13 protein-coding genes and 2 pseudogenes are annotated in these 16,519 nt (G+C 63.6%); 5 read left to right on the top strand and 10 right to left on the bottom strand.

The features are described from left to right. Positions 1 to 459, bottom strand: coding sequence for an Lrp/AsnC family transcriptional regulator (locus BAC01S_RS27860; protein ID WP_027797701.1), 459 nt, complete (start codon positions 457 to 459; stop codon positions 1 to 3). 300 nt (positions 460 to 759) lie between these two features. Between BAC01S_RS27860 and BAC01S_RS34185 the strand changes: the two are divergent. Further along, positions 760 to 1,546: pseudogene (locus BAC01S_RS34185) on the top strand (amino acid permease). Between the two features lie 62 nt (positions 1,547 to 1,608). Continuing rightward, the gene (locus tag BAC01S_RS27850) at positions 1,609 to 2,832 is read left to right on the top strand and encodes a MalY/PatB family protein (protein ID WP_027797699.1); all 1,224 of its coding nucleotides are present in this window, start codon (positions 1,609 to 1,611) and stop codon (positions 2,830 to 2,832) included. A 188-nt stretch (positions 2,833 to 3,020) separates the two neighbouring features. On the opposite strand, the gene BAC01S_RS27845 is transcribed toward BAC01S_RS27850, so the two are convergent. Beyond that, positions 3,021 to 4,466, bottom strand: coding sequence for a DEAD/DEAH box helicase (locus tag BAC01S_RS27845; RefSeq protein ID WP_027797698.1), 1,446 nt, complete (start codon positions 4,464 to 4,466; stop codon positions 3,021 to 3,023). 212 nt (positions 4,467 to 4,678) lie between these two features. Here BAC01S_RS27845 and BAC01S_RS32910 point away from each other — a divergent pair, with 212 nt between their 5' ends. Continuing rightward, positions 4,679 to 4,969 (top strand): hypothetical protein, encoded by a 291-nt coding sequence (locus BAC01S_RS32910; RefSeq protein ID WP_043203959.1) that lies wholly within the window; start codon positions 4,679 to 4,681, stop codon positions 4,967 to 4,969. Positions 4,970 to 5,102: 133 nt separating this feature from the next. Here BAC01S_RS32910 and BAC01S_RS27835 read toward each other — a convergent pair whose 3' ends face one another. After that, the gene (locus BAC01S_RS27835; protein WP_027797697.1) at positions 5,103 to 5,306 is read right to left on the bottom strand and encodes a hypothetical protein; all 204 of its coding nucleotides are present in this window, start codon (positions 5,304 to 5,306) and stop codon (positions 5,103 to 5,105) included. A gap of 1,229 nt (positions 5,307 to 6,535) precedes the next feature. Between BAC01S_RS27835 and BAC01S_RS34180 the strand changes: the two are divergent. Further along, positions 6,536 to 6,688 (top strand): annotated as a pseudogene (locus tag BAC01S_RS34180) (acyl-CoA dehydrogenase family protein); the annotation flags it as partial. Positions 6,689 to 7,044: 356 nt separating this feature from the next. Then, positions 7,045 to 9,732, top strand: a complete 2,688-nt coding sequence (locus tag BAC01S_RS32905) for a mechanosensitive ion channel domain-containing protein (protein ID WP_156954560.1) — start codon at positions 7,045 to 7,047, stop codon at positions 9,730 to 9,732. Between the two features lie 54 nt (positions 9,733 to 9,786). On the opposite strand, the gene BAC01S_RS27825 is transcribed toward BAC01S_RS32905, so the two are convergent. The 7 genes from BAC01S_RS27825 to BAC01S_RS27795 all read right to left on the bottom strand — a co-directional run bounded on the left by BAC01S_RS27825 (position 9,787) and on the right by BAC01S_RS27795 (position 16,397). After that, a complete protein-coding gene (locus tag BAC01S_RS27825; protein ID WP_027797696.1) occupies positions 9,787 to 10,935 on the bottom strand; it encodes a porin in 1,149 nt (382 codons plus the stop codon). Positions 10,936 to 11,048: 113 nt separating this feature from the next. Continuing rightward, a complete protein-coding gene (locus BAC01S_RS27820; RefSeq protein ID WP_027797695.1) occupies positions 11,049 to 11,360 on the bottom strand; it encodes a Rieske (2Fe-2S) protein in 312 nt (103 codons plus the stop codon). Positions 11,361 to 11,435: 75 nt separating this feature from the next. Then, a complete protein-coding gene (locus BAC01S_RS27815) occupies positions 11,436 to 11,996 on the bottom strand; it encodes an RBBP9/YdeN family alpha/beta hydrolase (RefSeq protein WP_027797694.1) in 561 nt (186 codons plus the stop codon). A gap of 19 nt (positions 11,997 to 12,015) precedes the next feature. Continuing rightward, a complete protein-coding gene (locus BAC01S_RS27810) occupies positions 12,016 to 12,864 on the bottom strand; it encodes a TauD/TfdA dioxygenase family protein (protein ID WP_027797693.1) in 849 nt (282 codons plus the stop codon). Between the two features lie 10 nt (positions 12,865 to 12,874). Next, a complete protein-coding gene (locus tag BAC01S_RS27805; protein ID WP_027797692.1) occupies positions 12,875 to 13,855 on the bottom strand; it encodes a quinone oxidoreductase family protein in 981 nt (326 codons plus the stop codon). A 70-nt stretch (positions 13,856 to 13,925) separates the two neighbouring features. Next, positions 13,926 to 15,245: an MFS transporter gene (locus BAC01S_RS27800; protein WP_027797691.1), complete on the bottom strand. Its 1,320-nt coding sequence runs from the start codon at positions 15,243 to 15,245 to the stop codon at positions 13,926 to 13,928. Between the two features lie 96 nt (positions 15,246 to 15,341). Beyond that, positions 15,342 to 16,397, bottom strand: coding sequence for a BKACE family enzyme (locus BAC01S_RS27795; protein WP_027797690.1), 1,056 nt, complete (start codon positions 16,395 to 16,397; stop codon positions 15,342 to 15,344). Between the last annotated feature and the right edge of the window lie 122 nt (positions 16,398 to 16,519).

Raw genomic sequence — 16,519 nt, 5'->3', positions numbered from 1 at the left:
TCACAGCGGAAGGCTCGTCGAGCGCTTGATCTCCTTCAATGAGAAGCCCGTGTACATCTCCTTGATGTTGCCGAGATTGCGGATCCGGTGCATCGCGAGCTGATGGAATGACTCCATATCCCGCACGACGACCTGAAGCAGATAGTCGTACTTGCCGGACACGTTGTGGCAAGCCACTACATTCGGCAGCGCCATCACGCCCGACTCGAACGCTCGCATGGCTTTCTCCGAGTGACTGTCGAGCATGATATTGATGAAGGCAAAGAGACCAAGCCCGAGTTCCCGCTGATTCAGCGTCGCGTGATAACCCTGAATCACCTGCTTCTCCAGCCGCTTCAGTCTTTTCCAGCAGGCGGGAGCCGATAAGCCAACCTTCTCCGCGATGTCCGCATTGGACAATCGGCCATCGACTTGCAGCAGCTCCAGGATCTTCCTGTCCGTGTCGTCCAGATCCGTCATTTCCACTCCTCTCCCTTGCCTCACGGCGTTGCGATGCGCGGTGCGCCGAAACCCATTCGCCCACGGTCTTGGACTGACCGGCGGCAAGCCCGAATAGGTTAATTATATTCACTGTGTACGTCGAAAATCTTGTCCGCGCGAAATCCTCTTAACCAGACTATCGACGATCATTAACCAAACAAGGACAGATGAGTGAGGGGCGTGCCGCGGTCGGCGGCGGCCCCATGCGGTCTGCGATGTCTGAACGGCGGGCGCGCAGAAATGCGCCCTTGCGATCTACATAAAAACTGGAGGAGTCGGATGAGTTTGTTTCGAACCAAGGATCTCGCGGCGATGGTTGCCGCGAGTCATGCACCGCACGGCCTGAAGAAGGTGCCTGGACCCTTCGATCTGATCCTGATGGGGATCGGAGCGATCGTCGGCACGGGCATTTTCGTATTGACGGGAACCGGCGCGCTGACCGCCGGCCCGGCGTTGACCGTATCGTTCGTCATCGCCGCCCTGGCCTGCGGATTTGCAGCCCTGTGCTATGCAGAATTCGCCTCGTCGGTGCCGGTTGCGGGCTCGATATACACCTACAGCTACGCCACGATGGGAGAACTGGGTTGCGGGCTTTGTCGATCTCGGCGCGATTCTCGGCATGACCACCGTCATTCTCGTGATGACCTATGGGCAAACACGCATCGTCTTCGCGATGTCGCGCGACGGCCTTTTGCCGAAGAAACTGTCACGCGTTCATTCGAGTCTCGGCACGCCGTTTTTCGCGACCTGGATCGTCGGGGTCGTGTTTGGCCTGGTCGCGGCCGTCGTTCCGCTCAACGTGCTGACCGAACTTATCAACCTCGGCACGTTGGCGGCGTTCAGCCTGATTTCCGTCGCCGTCATCATCCTGCGAAAAACGCGCCCCGATCTGCCGCGCGCATTCCGCTGCCCGGCCGTGCCGCTGGTGCCTCTGCTGGCGATCGCGTTCTGCATCACGCTGACCCTGTTCCTTCAAGCCACGACCTGGATTGCGTTTCTGGTCTGGCTCGCGATCGGGCTCGTCGTGTATTTCACATACGCACGGCAACGCTCACTCCTCAACTGATGTTCAGGAAATCGCCCGGGGTATCGATCCCGGCGGCTTTTCCATTGAATGACTGAATGCATATGAATTACGATTTTGATCGCCTGATTTCCCGTCGCGGCACCAATGCCCTGGCCGAGGACGGCTTCGAAAACTATCTGTTCGGTGCCGATGCGCCCGCGCCCGAGCTCGATGTGCCGAGAGAGGAATTGATCTCGATGTGGGTGGCGGACATGCAGTTCGCCGCGCCGGACGCCGCCATCGACGCGATCTCCGAACGCCTGAAACACCCGGTTTTCGGCTACACGATGAACTTCGACGATCAGCTCTACCAGGCTTTCCACGCCTGGTGTGCTGAGCGCTACGACTGGCGATTCGCGCGGGAGGACATGCTGGTCGCGCTGGGTGTCATACCGGCACTCTTCGGGCTCGTCGAATACGTCTGCCGGCCCGGCGACAAAGTGCTCAGCCTGACGCCAGCCTATGGATACTTCAAGCATGCGACGGTTCAGCGAGATCGGGAATTCGTGACGTCGCGCCTGCTCGCCTCGGACGATGGCGGCTACGCGATCGACTTCGACGACTTCGAGACGAAAGTGAGCGATCCGGCCGTGAAGCTCTTTTTCCTTTGCCATCCGCACAACCCGACCGGCCGGGTCTGGACGGATGACGAACTGCGCCGCATGGGTGAACTCTGCATTGCCAACGGCGTCAAGATCGTCTCCGACGAGATCCATTGCGATCTGCTCAGAACGGGGACACGGCACACACCGTTGGCCAGGCTGTTCCCGGGAAGCCGGGACATCATCACCTGCATGGCCGTCAGCAAGACCTTCAACCTGGCGGGAATGATGATCGCGACCGTGATCGTTCCCGACCCGGCGTTGCGCTCGGAATGGAAACGGCGACACTACCCGTTCGTGAACCCGCTCAGTCTCGCGGCTGCCGCTGGCGCGTATCGGAACGGCGCGCCGTGGCTCGACGAACTGCGCTCGTATCTCGACGCCAACTTCGCGTGGACCCAAAGGTTTCTGAACGAGCACTTGCCCAAGGCCAGGTTCCGCATCCCGGATGCGACCTATCTCGCATGGGTCGACCTGCGGGCCTATTTCGACGAGTCGGTCAACCTCACCCGCTTCTTCCTTGAGAAAGCCGGTGTCATCCTCGAAGGTGGCGAGATGTTCGTCGAGAACGGCGCTTGTCGAATCCGGCTCAATCTCGCATGCCCGAGAACGCAGGTGCAGCGGTCACTGGAAAAAATACGCGATGCAATCCTTCGCTTCGACAAAAGGCCGGACCGCCGATAATAAGGGTTCCTCAATTGTCGTTTGTCGTTGCGGCGACTGCCGGCGGCGAAGCGGGTCACCGAAAGGTAACGGTCATTCCGCGCTGGTTTTCTGTCGCGGACGCGTCGCCAGACATCGTACCGGCCGAAGTCAGCAGCGGGCGGTATCCGCCAGCCTGTTCCGGGGCTGGCGTTGCACCTCCCCACGGATCAGGGTTGGCGTTTGCCGCGGCCGCCAGCGGGTTTGCCGGCCGGCTTACGTGAACCCGCAACGGATTTGCTGGCGGGTTTGCTGCGTGGTTTTTGCACGCTGAATGGGCTGCCGCTGGAAAAGCTTGTGCCTTTACCCGCAGCCACAGCGCGCTGCACCGCGGGCTTGCCTTTGTTTTCGCCACTTTGCGGGCGCGGCTTTTTGCTGCGCACGGGCATGGCGCCCGGCTCGGCTTGCGGCACTTTGGCCTGCTTGGGCTTTTTGGGTTTCTTGATGATCTGGCCCGTCGCGCTGGTTTGCGGTACACGGTGTTCGGCCTCAAAACCCGGCTCTTCTTCACGACGCAGCGTTTGCCTGATCAGCGCTTCAATCGCGGCCAGTTGCGGCGCCTCATCGGCACACACAAGGGACACCGCCACGCCGCTGGCGCCCGCGCGGCCGGTACGGCCAATACGGTGCACATAGTCTTGCGCCACGATCGGCAGATCGACGTTGATCACCAGCGGCAGGTCGTCGATATCCAGCCCGCGCGCAGCCACGTCGGTGGCCACCAGCATATGCACTTCGCCCGTCTTGAAGCGCTCCAGCGCACGCAGGCGCGCGGGTTGCGGTTTGTCGCCGTGGATGGTGTCGACCGCATAGCCCGCCTCGTCCAGCATGGCCGCCAGGTAATCCACGCCACTGCGGGTTTTGACGAACACCAGTGCGTGCTCCCAGTTGTTCTCAGCCACAAGGTGCATGAAGAGGTCGGGCTTGTTCTTTTTATCCACCGTCACCACCCACTGCTTGATCTTGCTGGCCGTGGCATTGGGCGGGCTGACGCTGATATTGACCGGGCCGTGCAGAATGCGCGCCGCCATGGCGCGGATATCGTCGGTGAACGTGGCGGAGAACAGCAGGGTCTGGCGCTGGGCGGGCAAGGCGGCAAAAACGGCGTTGAGTTCGCGCGCAAAGCCCAGATCCAGCATGCGGTCGGCTTCATCCAGCACTAGCGTTTGTACTTGATCAAACTGCACTGCGTTCTGGCGATTGAGATCCAGCAAACGGCCCGGCGTGGCAACGAGCACGTCCACGCCTTTGCGCAACTTCATCATCTGCGGATTGATACTCACACCGCCGTAGGCAGCCAGAAATCGTAGATCGAGACCTTTGCCGTAACCGATAAAGCTTTGCAGCACTTGTTCAGCCAGTTCACGCGTGGGCACCAGCACCAGGACGCGCGCGCGATTGCTGGACACCGCCGGACCGTGTTGCACCAGCCGCTGCAACAGCGGCAGCGCAAAACCTGCCGTTTTGCCCGTGCCGGTCTGTGCCGCAGCCATGACGTCCTTGCCGCCGAGCACAGCAGGAATCGCCTTGGCCTGCACCGGCGTAGGTGTCTGGTAATTGAGATCCTCCACATTACGCAGCAGCGGAGCGATCAGGCCAAGCGAGGCAAAAGACATGGGCGTATTCCGGGCTAAAACGGCAATTCTAGCGGTTGCCGCGTTGATCTCGCCGCGCCGGCAAGCTGGACGACGGGCACAAGTGGCTTCTGCGTGTTGTCATCGCCGGGCACGAAAGGTTTTGGGTGTGTCATCGTACAGAAGCATTTCATGTGCTAGCGTAGTTGCCCAGAGCCAGCAGGACGTTTGAGTCGAACACCAGAAGGATGCTCATGGAATTCAACAATGGCGCCGTACTTGAAGCTCTTCGACTTGCTTTGTATCGGCAAATACCGTGGCACAAGCGGCCGGCAATTTTCACGCTGCTTCGCTCGCAGGGCTTGATCCAGACCATAGACCAGAAACCTCCCCCCAGTACGAAGTATCTCCCCACGCTCCAGATTGCCATCCTGACGGATAAAGGGCAGAGAGAAATCCAGCGCATCGAAGCGTCGAAGCATGTTTCAGGATGGCTGGACGACGATTACTTCGCAACGTTCCTTGCAGAGGTTGTGCTTGCCTGACCACGCATTATTGCGTACCGGGTCGAGACAGCCAGTCCCGCACAGAGCGGGCCTGCGGTGCGCCTTTGACTCATGAAAGCACGAATCGCAGCTCTTGGGGATACCGCCGAAGCTCAGTACTTCGAAAATACGATTACTGTTCCAGGCCGAGCCACCGTGTTCCAAATTGCACGCTGGCGGTGCCGAGCAGAAGACTCACTAGCGTTGTTCCAAAAGCAAGCCAGAAGTACGCATTAAACTCGAACATCTGAAATGCCCGCGTCAGACTAAAGATTCCCAATGCAAAGAAAACATTTCCCACATTGATCAGCAAAATTGACAAAATCGGTCGCTTCATTTTTAAGTTCTTTATTGGAAAACCGCTTGCTGCACGTTTGCTCGTGATGCCGCAGTCCGAATTGCGCAACCCAGTCAAGCTGCGACAGCACGGGCCGTCGGCTGACCGCCATCCGGCTGAGCGGGCGCCCCAACGAATACAAACTGGCACATCAGACAAAGAACAAACCCAAGCAACTGGGCCGTCCGCCGGGTTGAAAAGAACGCACTCTTACCCCGTACGCGTTGAGCGTATTCGCCCACCCTTGCAATGTAGGTCGTGCCCCATACCGTTCCCGGCGCGGGTTCATTCATCACGGCCCGGCTTCCCTGCACGAATCTCACTAGCAAGCCGGTTCCTAACAGAGCCGCCATGACGTGCACCTCGGCAACCAGCCTGGGTTGCGGCACACCGCCATATGTCCTGCAACTGACGAGGTTGACGTAAGCAGATGTTGCGGCAGCAACAAGGCAGCATAAGCCCGCAATTGCCCAGGATTTTTGTGTTTTCGTCACTGCCTTCATTCCAGTCGAATTATGCCGCCCCGATGATGCTATCTACCCGCTGGCCGCGAACCGGGCGCACCCGCGCAACCATCGAGATCGGCCCGCACATTGTCATATCGGCAAACTCGGCGATAACTTGAGCAATGCGGACTGCATTATGTGAAGCTCAATCGGGTGCTGAAGATCGGCTGAAACGTAAAGCATGAATTGAATATGGCCATTCGCCTCTCGCAGGAGGGCATAAGACGACTTCAAGCGGAAAGTAACCAGGCTGAAAATTCGCGCCTCGAACGCCGCCAGTCAATTGCCGGCTCGCGTTGAATCCATCGCTCGAAAGCCGCATACATTTCCGCCAGCGATTCGTCATTGCAGGCGACTCGCTTCGCCCCAAGAACGATCGCAATCGACGCGTCAAGGCTGCACGGTTCCGCCAACACCGCAGCGCCTGCCGCACCATCGCGCCCCAATCCAGCGTTGGACCCGGGCGCACCAAGTCCGGGAAGTTTTTGAGCCTCCAATCGCCCCATCTTGACGCACAATTTCCTGCATATAAATATCCATTCACACACAAGAAAAACTGACCAGTCTTGAAGCCGCTTTCATTCCCGCGGCGCGGCCGCTTGGGCGGGAAACCAATAAGCTGACTGTTAGTTGCACTAACACGCCAAACACAAGCGCCTGCTCGCATTGCTCGAAACGGTCGACGCTTTGAGAGCGCTTTCAGAGGAAGTCCGGTCACCGAGCCTGATTGCGTCGGAGGCCGCGGGGCTTGGCCAGGCCGCGTTGCGGCGCGCGACGCAATACGCGAAGGAGCGTGTCATGTTCGGCCGCCCGATCGGGCAGAACCAGGCGATCCAGCATCCGCTCGCCCAGACGTGGATGGCACTCGAAGCGGCCAACTTGCGGCCTGGCGCGAGAGCGAGGCAAGCTAACTGCCGACCGCGCTACGGATGCGTTAAAGTGAGTGCACACTCACTCGCACGCGTGCGCGGTTGTGCGCAGTTACCCACAGTTACTATTTCCGCGCCCCGATGCCCCGAATCCCGGGGCACGATATTTGCAACTCCAGGTCAAATGACCGTGCGGAATGGCCTACGGCGCGGCCGTGCCCACCGCATGCCTCCGATGTCTTCGACGCCCGACCCGTTTCCCCCATGCAAAGGACCTCCCATTTTTCCAGTCTGCGCGCCCTGTGCGCCTTATGCATCCTGTCCCTCGCGGCGTTCGCATGTCCGTTATGGACGAGTGCCGCCGTGGCCGCTCCGGGGCCTGGTGCCCCGCCCGCCGCCGCCAGGCCCACCAACCCCGCCGCCCCTGTCGTTCTGACCCCTGCCCAGGCGCACGCCGCGCTGCAGGTGCTCGACGACCCCGCGCAGCGCGGCCGCGTGGAAGACACGCTGCGCGCCATCGCGGCGGCGGGTGCGCTGGCCACGCCCGCTTCGGCCCCCGCGCCGGCAGCCGCGGCGGCCAGCGCCACCCCGACCGCCTCCGCACCCAAAGGGGCCTCCGCCGCGCTCGACAACGCCTTGCGTTCAAACGGCCTCGTGCTGCAGATCGCGAAGCACGCCGCACACGGCGCGCAGATGCTGGGCGAACGCCTGATCCATGCGCGCAAGGCGCTCTTCGATGTCGGGTCGGCGCGCTCGTGGTGGACCGAACGGCTCGGCACGCCGGAAGGCCACGCCATGCTGCTCGGCCTGCTGCGCGTGCTGCTGCTCACACTCGTGCCCGCACTGCTCGTGGATGCCCTCGTGCGCCGCTTCATCGGCAGGCCGCATCGCGCGATCATTGCGCACGCCGAGGCCGCGGCCACGCGAAACGGGCCCGGCGGCAGCCTCGCCGCCACGCGCGCGGCGCCCCCACCGGACGCCGCGCAAGATGCTGAGGAGGCCCAGGAAGCTCAGGAAGCTCAGGAGAGCGCCCTGCGCACCGCCGCCGGCATGGAGCCCGCCGACCCGACGGCCGCTGCCGGCGGCGATCCGGATGCGGGCCCGAACGCGAATGCAGACGCGAACGCCGCTGCCCGCGCCACGCTCGCCGCAACCGCCGCCACCGAGGACGCGACGGCCGAGGCCACGTCGCTCACCGCCCGCTTGCGCCACCGCAGCGCGCATCACTGGAAGCGCCTGCAGCGTCTGCCCGCGGCGCTCCTGCTCGCCTCGCTCGAGCTGCTGCCGGTGCTCGCGTTCGGCTTGTGCGCGGCGGGCGTGCTCTCGCTGTTCGGCCCGGACGATGCGGCCGCGGCGTCGGCCGTCGGCGAGCTCGTCGATACCTATGTGATCTGCCGCATCGTGATCGCCGTGGGCGCGCTGCTGTTCGCACCCGACGCCGAAGCGCTGCGGCTCGTGCCGTTCTCGGACACGGCTGCCGCGTTCGCGCAGCGCTGGACCGTGCGCATCGTCGTCATCGGCGGCCTGGGCGGGATACTGAACGCCGCGGTGCCGCTCGGCATGACCGAAGACGCCCATCTCGCCCTCGTGAAAATCGTCGCGCTGATCGGCCACCTCGCACTCGCCGTCATGATCCTGCAGTGCTACCGGCCGGTGGCCGACGCCATCCGCCGGTGGGCGCCGAAGAATGGCTCGCTCGCCTACCTCACGCATTGGTTCGCCGACATCTGGGCCGGCGTGGGGATCTTCGTCGTGATGGCGCTGTGGCTCGTCTGGGCCCTCGATCTGCGCGGCGGCTATCGCGAACTCGTGCACGCGGGCGGCATCTCGCTCGTCGTGCTGCTGATTGGGCGCGTGGTCGCCATCGTCGTGCTGGGCGCCCTCGGCCGCGTATTCGATCCGCAAGGCAACCGCGACGAGATGTCGGTCGGACGGCGCCGCGCCTACCGCTATTACCCCGCGCTGCGGCGGCTCGCGATGGCCGTCATCGGGCTCGTCATGCTCGACGTGCTGATGCACATCTGGGGCCTGCATCCGGGCCGCCTGATCGTGAACGCGCCCATCGGCCGCCTGCTCGGCTCCGCCATCGTGACGATCTTCGTGGCGATCGTCGTCGCCGTGGTGATCTGGGAGGCCGCGAACGCTGCCGCCGACCGCCGCCTGCAAGCCTGGACCGATGCCGGCGACTACGTGCGCGCCGCCCGCCTGCGCACCCTGCTGCCGATGTTCCGCACCTCGCTCTTCGTGTCGATCTTCGTCATCGTCGGGCTCACGGCGCTTTCGCAGCTGGGCGTGAATACGGCGCCGCTCGTTGCGGGCGCAAGCATCTTCGGCGTCGCGCTCGGCTTCGGCTCACAAAAGCTCGTGCAGGACTTCATCACCGGCATCTTCCTGCTCACCGAAAACGCCATGCAGGTAGGCGACTGGGTCACGGTGGCGGGCGTCTCGGGCACGGTCGAGTTCCTCTCGATCCGCACCGTGCGCCTGCGCGGCGGCGACGGCTCGCTCTACACGGTGCCGTTCAGTTCGGTGACGACGGTCAACAACACGAACCGCGGCATCGGCAATGCGGCGGTGAAGGTGATGATCGCGCATGGCGCGGACCTGCAGCGCGCCATCGACACGCTGAAGGAAATCGGCGCCGAACTGCGCAGCGAAGACGCCTACAAATCAGGCATCCTCAGCGATTTCGCCTATTGGGGCGTGGACCAGGTGGACGGCGCGAGCGTGACGCTCGTGGGCCAGATCCAGTGCAAGGACTCGGGGCGCTGGGGCGTGCAGCGCGAGTTCAATCGCCGCGTGCTGCTGCGCTTCACGGAGCGCGGCATCGAGCTGGCGAACCCCCAGCGTAATTTCCTCGTGGGCATGCCGGACGGCGTTGATGTCGAAGGCCGCAGACCCGGCGATGCCGGCGAAGGAGACGACCTCGACGGCCCGCACGAGGAGATGGGGCGCGGCGCGCGCCGCGCGCAATCCTCGGCACAAGGAGAAAGAGCGTCGCGCAACGGGTCGTCGGGCGACGGCCGCGGCTCGGGCCGCAAGCCGTCCTGAGGTCCTGAGCCCGCCCGGCACGCGCAAGCAAGGTGCCGGGCGCGAGAGACACCATCAGAAGGTGTGGCGGACCCCCGCCATGGCGGCCGTGGTGTTGGCATTCGGCGCCACGAATGAACCGTAGAGCACCATCTGGTTCATGTTGCCGCTGTTGGCGACATGCCCGACTTCGGCATAGAGCGACGTCTGCTTCGAGAGGCTGTAATCGGCGCCCAGCGAAACCTCCGTCGAATGCCCTGGAGCAGCGTCGGACCGGCTGTGCAGATAGTAGAGACCCGAAGTGATCTCGAACTGCGACGAGAACTGGTATCCCAGGCCGGCCGAAAGAAGATCCAGGTCGGTCCGGTTGGTATTCGACGGATTCTTGCCGAGCGACCAGGAGGCCGATACCGTGAAGCCCTCCAGCGTGTAGCGCGCGCCGAGGTAATAGAAGCGGTTGTTGTCGTTCCCGGTTGCCGGGGTGGCCGCGCCGGTTGCCGAAAACGGGTTCGTGTCGTGGCCATTGTAGTACACCGCGGCCAGATGCAGGCCATCGTAAGCATACCTTAGCACAGCGGATTCGCGCGTCCCGCCCTGAGGCTGACCCGCGACGCCGCCCGGCGCATACTCCAGTTCGACCGTCGCGCCATGAAAGGCCGGTGAATGGTAGACCAGCGCATTGCTGTCATAGAGCGCGCCGATCGGCGCGTTGGTGCTCGTGGGCACCCAGCCGGCGGCCTGGTTCATGCCCACCCACGCGGTCAGAATGCTGCCGAAGAACTGCGCATGGCGTGCATCGGTATCGGCCATCGCCCAGATCATCGGCACGATCTGGCGTCCGGCATCGATGCTGCCGAAGGGCCCGGATACGCCCACCATCGCGTACTGGTTGAAGAGAGCGCTGACGCCGGGGGTATCGCCTAGCCCAAGGGCACCGCTGCTGCTGTTGAGCACGCCCTGCAGCTTGAAATTGACCTTGTAGCCGCCCCCAATGTCTTCGGTGCCCTTGAGACCCCAGTTGCTCGAATAGATGCCGCCGTCCTTGAGGGCCAACACGCTGCCGTTGTTGGTGAACCGGTTGCCGGCCGTGATCAGCGCCGGCCCCGAAGTACTTTGATAATAAAAGCCCGAATCGATCACCCCGTACAGAGTGATCGACGATTGGGCATGGGCTGCGGCGGCGAACATGACCAACGCTGCCAGGCTGCTCGACTTCAATTTCATTGCGTCTCCTCCGGATCTGCATGCGGGCCGGGTGGTCCCGGCGCCTTGTGAGTCACTGCATAAATGAAACTGCGTGGCACTGCGCGAGACCGCGTTGCCGCCGGATCGATGTATCAGTCCTGGAGGCTCACGACCCACCGCCCGTCTACGGCGTGGACCGGAAACGTCGTGAGGCACGGCCCGTCCGCTCCCGGCATACAGCCGGTGCGCAGATCGAAGCGCAGGCCGTGCGCCGGGCAGCGCAGCACGTTCCCCTCCAGTTGCCCGCCCGCCATTGCGGCCCCGTTGTGAGGGCACGTGTTGTCGATCGCGTGAATCACGCCGGCGAGGTTGAACAGGACGATGCCGCGGCCGTCGACGAAGGCCAGCTTTCGCTCGCCCGGCGCGAGTTCCTCTACGGTGCAAACCGGTATTCGACGTGACATGCGCCGCCCTATTAATTCAGTACTACAAAATCACCGGCACGAAAAAAGCACCTCGAATGAACCGGAGCCCGAAAGTCAGAGCAGTTCACGAATCAGCACCTCCGCCATCGCCCATTCGCCGAAACCGGCCGCGGGATTCAGGTGGCCGACTTCGCCCAGATCGACGAGGCGGCTGCCCCAGTCGTTCGCCATGGCCGCCACCCGCTCGAAAGACGCGAGCGGATCGTTGCGGCTCGCGCCGACAATGCTCGGAAACGGCAAGGGCCGACGTGGCGTCGGGTGCCAGCCGTTCTGCGCCAGCGCGTCGAAGGCCGGATAGCCGGCCGGCAGCGGCGTTTCCAGATCGGCAGGCGCGGCGAGCAGCGCGCCATGAATCTCGCGGCTATGCTGCCGCGCCCAATGCACCGTGATCATCACGCCCGCGCTGTGCGCGACAAGGATCACCGAGCCTTCGATTTTCGCGAGCGCGGCATCGAGCGCCGCCACGCGTGCCGCGCAACCGAGCTTGTCGTGATCGAGCGGCGGCACCGAAGCCGCCTTCGGCAGTTTGTGCTCCAGCAGGGTTTGCCAATGCTCCGCGACGTGGTCGCGCAGCCCCGGGACCATCAGAATGGTCGGCGTCGTCTCGATCGTCATCATGCTTTTGCCCGCGATATCAGTAAGGCTTGTCGCCGACAATGCCGGCGCGCTCCATCTTGCGATGGCACGGCGGATAGTCCATCACGGCATAGTGCTGCGTGCTGCGGTTGTCCCAGATCGCCATGCTGTTGGGTCGCCAGCGCCAGCGCACCTGGTACTCGGGGATATACGCCTGGCTCACGAGATAGCGCAGCAGATCGCCCGCGCCCGGATTGGCGTCCTGCCCGAAGCGCACGCGCTCCGGCGTGTGGTAGTTCGTGAAATGCGTGGTGAAGCCGTTCACGAACAGCACTTTCTCGCCTGTTTCCGGATGCGTGCGCACAACAGGATGCTCTGCGTCCGGGTACTGCACCTTCAGCGCAAGGCGCCTTTCGATCGGCATCGCAGCACCGAAGCTCGCTTCGATGCTGTGCCGCGCACGCAGATCGGCGATCTGGGTCTTGACGTAGTCCGGCAGGTTCTCATACGCGAGAGCCATGTTGGCCCACATGGTGTCGCCGCCCACCGGCGGGCACTCCACGCAGCGCAGCACGGCGCCGAACTGCGGCGCCTCGCGCCAGGTGGCATCCGCGTGCCACGCGTTCTCGTAGCGGTCGTTGGGCTGGTCCGGGTTCTTGTAGATGCGCACGAGGCCGGGGTGGTCCGGGTCGCTGCCCGCAACCGGATGGTCTTCCAGCTCGCCGAAACGGCGCGCGAACGCCACGTGCTCGGCGCGCGAAATCTCCTGATCGCGCAGGAACAGCACCCGGTGCTTCAGCAGCGCCGCGCGAATCTCGGCAAAGAGGCCATCGTCGCCAATCGCATCGGCAAGATTGACGCCGACCAGTTCCGCGCCGATCGCACAGGTCAAGAGTTCGACTCGCACAGGCTTCTCCTTAGATGACGAAGACCGACGAGCCGGTCGTCTTGCGCGCTTCGAGATCGCGATGGGCCTGCGCCGCATCTTCCAGTGCGTAACGCTGGTTGAGCTCGATCTTGATACGGCCCGCGGCGACGTGGCCGAACAGTTCGCCGGCGAGTTCGTTCTTCTCGGCCGGGTCGGCGATATAGTCTGCCAGCGCCGGGCGCGTGAGGTAAAGCGAGCCCTTCATGGCGAGGATCTGCGGATTGAACGGCGGAATCGGCCCGGACGCCGTGCCGACGCACACCATCAGGCCGCGGCGCTTCAGCGAGTCGAGCGACGCCTCGAAAGTATCCTTGCCGACACTGTCGAACACCGCATCCACGCCCACGCCCCCCGTCAGTTCGCGCACGCGCTTCGCCACGTCTTCGTGACTGTAGTCGACGATGTGATCGCAACCGTGTGCGCGGGCCACCTCGCCCTTCGCCTCGCTCGACACCGTGCCGATCACCGTGAGCCCCAGAAGCTTGGCCCATTGCGACACGATCAGGCCCACGCCACCCGCAGCGGCGTGCAAAAGCACGGTGTCGCCCGCCTTGAAGTCGCGAATGCGGCGCAGCAGGTAGGACGCCGTCAGGCCGCGCATCGTCATCCCGGCGGCCGTTTCGCAGGCAATTGCCGCGGGCAGCTTGATGAGCGGCGCCGCCGGAATCAGACGCTCCGTGCTGTAGGCGCCGAGCGTGTTGACGAAGCCGGTATAGGTCACGCGGTCGCCGGGCGCCACGTTGGTCACATCGGGACCCACGGTTTCCACCACGCCCGCAGCCTCGACACCCATGCCGGAAGGCAGCGGCACGGGGTACAGGCCGGTGCGGAAGTAGGTGTCGGCGAAGTTCAGGCCCACGGCCTCATGGCGCAAACGAACCTGCCCGGGGCCCGGACTGCCCACTTCGACGTTCTCATAGCGCAACACTTCCGGACCACCGGTTTCGTGAAAGCGTACGGCTTTCGCCATGTCGTATCTCCTGTCTTTCATTCAAACTTCGAACTGCTAATTTCAGCTTCCCGCCAACCCGCCTCGCCAATCAGCGCACCGCCCGCTCTTGAAGGGCGCTCACGCGATCGAGATCGACTATATAGCTGCGTTTGCCGATGTAGAAGGCAACCGCCGCGGCAAGCGGCGCAAACGGCACGAACTGCAACGCGCCAAGCAGCCCGATGCGATCGGCGAGGACACCCGTGAACACCGCGGCGGGTGCGAGGCCCAGCAGGTTATTCGCGAGCGTCAGCGTGGCAAACGCCGAGGCATGGATCGACGGCGGCGTGAGGTTCGCCACCATCGCCCCCGAGGGGCCGGTCGCACCGGCGCAGAAAAACATGCCCGCGCCGATCACGACGAGTTGCGCGCCGCCCGCCGGCATGCGGAATCCGATAGCGAGCAGTGCGAAGCAGATCAGGCAGAAGGCAATGGCCGTGCTCCACTTCCGCTCGCGCGCATGCTTGCTGAGCCGGTCGGTCAGATTTCCGCACGCCACCATGCCGCAAGCGGTGGCGAGCACGAAGACGGCCGAGCCCATGGCCGCGCGGCCCACCGGCATGCCGTAGTAGCGGTTCAGGAAACTGGGCATCCACGCCCATACGGCCGCCGGAACCAGCAGATGGAGGCCGCTGCCGACGTAGGCGCACACCACGGATCTTGTCGAAAAAAGCCCGTTCATCAGCGCACGGAAGGTCATGCGCATGCCGCTGCCCCGCGCCTGCCGGCTCGCGCACGCCGGATGCAGCGGCGCGAGCCGCTTTTCGGTCACGGCGAACCGGTACAGAACGAGCAGGACGATGCCGAGCGCCGCCATCGCGCCGAACGCCGCACGCCAGCCCAGGCGCGCCGCGACCGCACCGCCCAGCGCCATGCCCAGCACCGAGCCGAACGCACCGCCGGCCATGAACGCAGCGGCGATCGTGGCGCGCAGGCGCGGCGGAAAAATGCTCAGGACAACGGCGATGCCGACACTGCCATAGGCCGCTTCACCAATACCGACGAAGGCCCGGGCGAGCAGCATCTCGCCATAGTTCGACGAGATGGCGCAGCCGAACGTGGCGAGACTCCACATCGCCGCCATCAGCACAATGCTCCTGACCCGGCCCCAGCGGTCGGCAAGCACCGAAAGCGGAAACGTGAGCACGCCCACCATCAAGGCGACCACGCTGCTGAGCGTGCCAAGCCGCGTATCGGAGAGACTCCACGTCGCCTTGAGCAACGGAAACACGGCATTCAGCACCTGGCGCGACATGTAGTCGGAGAGCAAAAGGCCCACCGTCAACGCGAACACGACCCATGCATAGGACCGCACGTCGGTCTGCGTTGTCGAAACATCGCCCGTTGCGGGCTCGGCATGCGTGAGCATGAATTGTCTCCTTCGTCTCCAGCCGGTCCAGAAAGCCCTGCAGCGGCTCGTGGCGGCTTGTGTCAGCCAGCGGCAGCGTCTGCCGGGTTCTTCCCGCTACGCCGCGCGCAGCGGCAGATTCTTCACGCCGCTCGAACGGTTCGGCGCCATGCCGTTGGCCATCAGCGTCTCGTCTATCGTCTCGTACCGCACGCCGATGCGGTAGATCTCGCGTGCTTCCTTGCCCGAGGCAATCCCGCGGCCCAGTTCGTGCGCCACGCGCACGCACTGTCCGATCTGCTGCACCGAAGTCATGCGATAGCCGTGCTGGTCGATGATCGTGTCCTCGATGCCGCAGCGCGGATGCAGGCCCATGGCCATCGCCATCATGTTGAACGGCAGCACGTTCTTGAGCAGCGACTCGGCCGTAAGCGTGCAGCCGTCCGGCGCCCGATGCACGAAGTTGAAGAAGTTGAACGGGTTCGGCCCGTCGAAACCGCCGCCGATACCGATCCACGTGAGGTTCAGCGGGCCCTTGTAGAGGCCCTTGCGCACGAGGCGTTCGAGCGTCTCCAGCGCATGGATGCCGGTGAGCTGGAAGTGCGGCTGGATGCCCGAGGCCTGCAGGCGGCGCAGATGTTCCTCCACCCAGGCCGGACCGGCGGGAACCGTCATTTCGCTGTAGGCCGCCATGAATGCCGGGTTCGACAGCGACGTGCCGGCCAGATACTCCGGATAGAGCAGCTCCATGATGTTCATCTGCGTGGTGTTGATCGCCACGGTGACCTGGTCGGGCTTCGGATCGAGGTCGGCCAGCATGTGGCGCGTGTCGTCCGAAAGCCATTTGGCCGCCTGCCCTTCGTCTTCGGGCGCAAACGAGATCGAGCCGCCGACCTGGATGATCATATCGGGCACGGCCGCGCGCACGCCAGCAATGAGTTCGTTGAATTTCGACAGACGTTTGGAGCCCTTGCCATCCAGCTCGCGCACATGCAGATGCAGGACGGTCGCGCCGGCTTCGTAGCAGTCGACGGCCTTTTGCACCTGCTCTTCCATCGTCACCGGAATGTCCTCGGGAAAATCCTCGGGCATCCATTCCGGCCCATACGGCGCCACCGTGACGACGACTTTGTCCTGGTTCTCGGGGTGCAGCGAATCGTCGAGAAATTGCATTGTGTTCTCCATTGAACCGTTGAGATCGCACGATAAGCCAATCCTGCGCTACACTTTTCGGAAAAGACGCCATTGTTTTAGGTTTGCGCGCCACCAGGCGTTAACACCGATGCTGGCGTGGG

Source organism: Paraburkholderia acidipaludis NBRC 101816, assembly GCF_000684975.1.
GTDB lineage: Bacteria > Pseudomonadota > Gammaproteobacteria > Burkholderiales > Burkholderiaceae > Paraburkholderia > Paraburkholderia acidipaludis.
The sequence above is the reverse complement of the archived record's forward strand: the minus strand, read 5'-3'. Positions and strand labels throughout refer to the sequence as shown.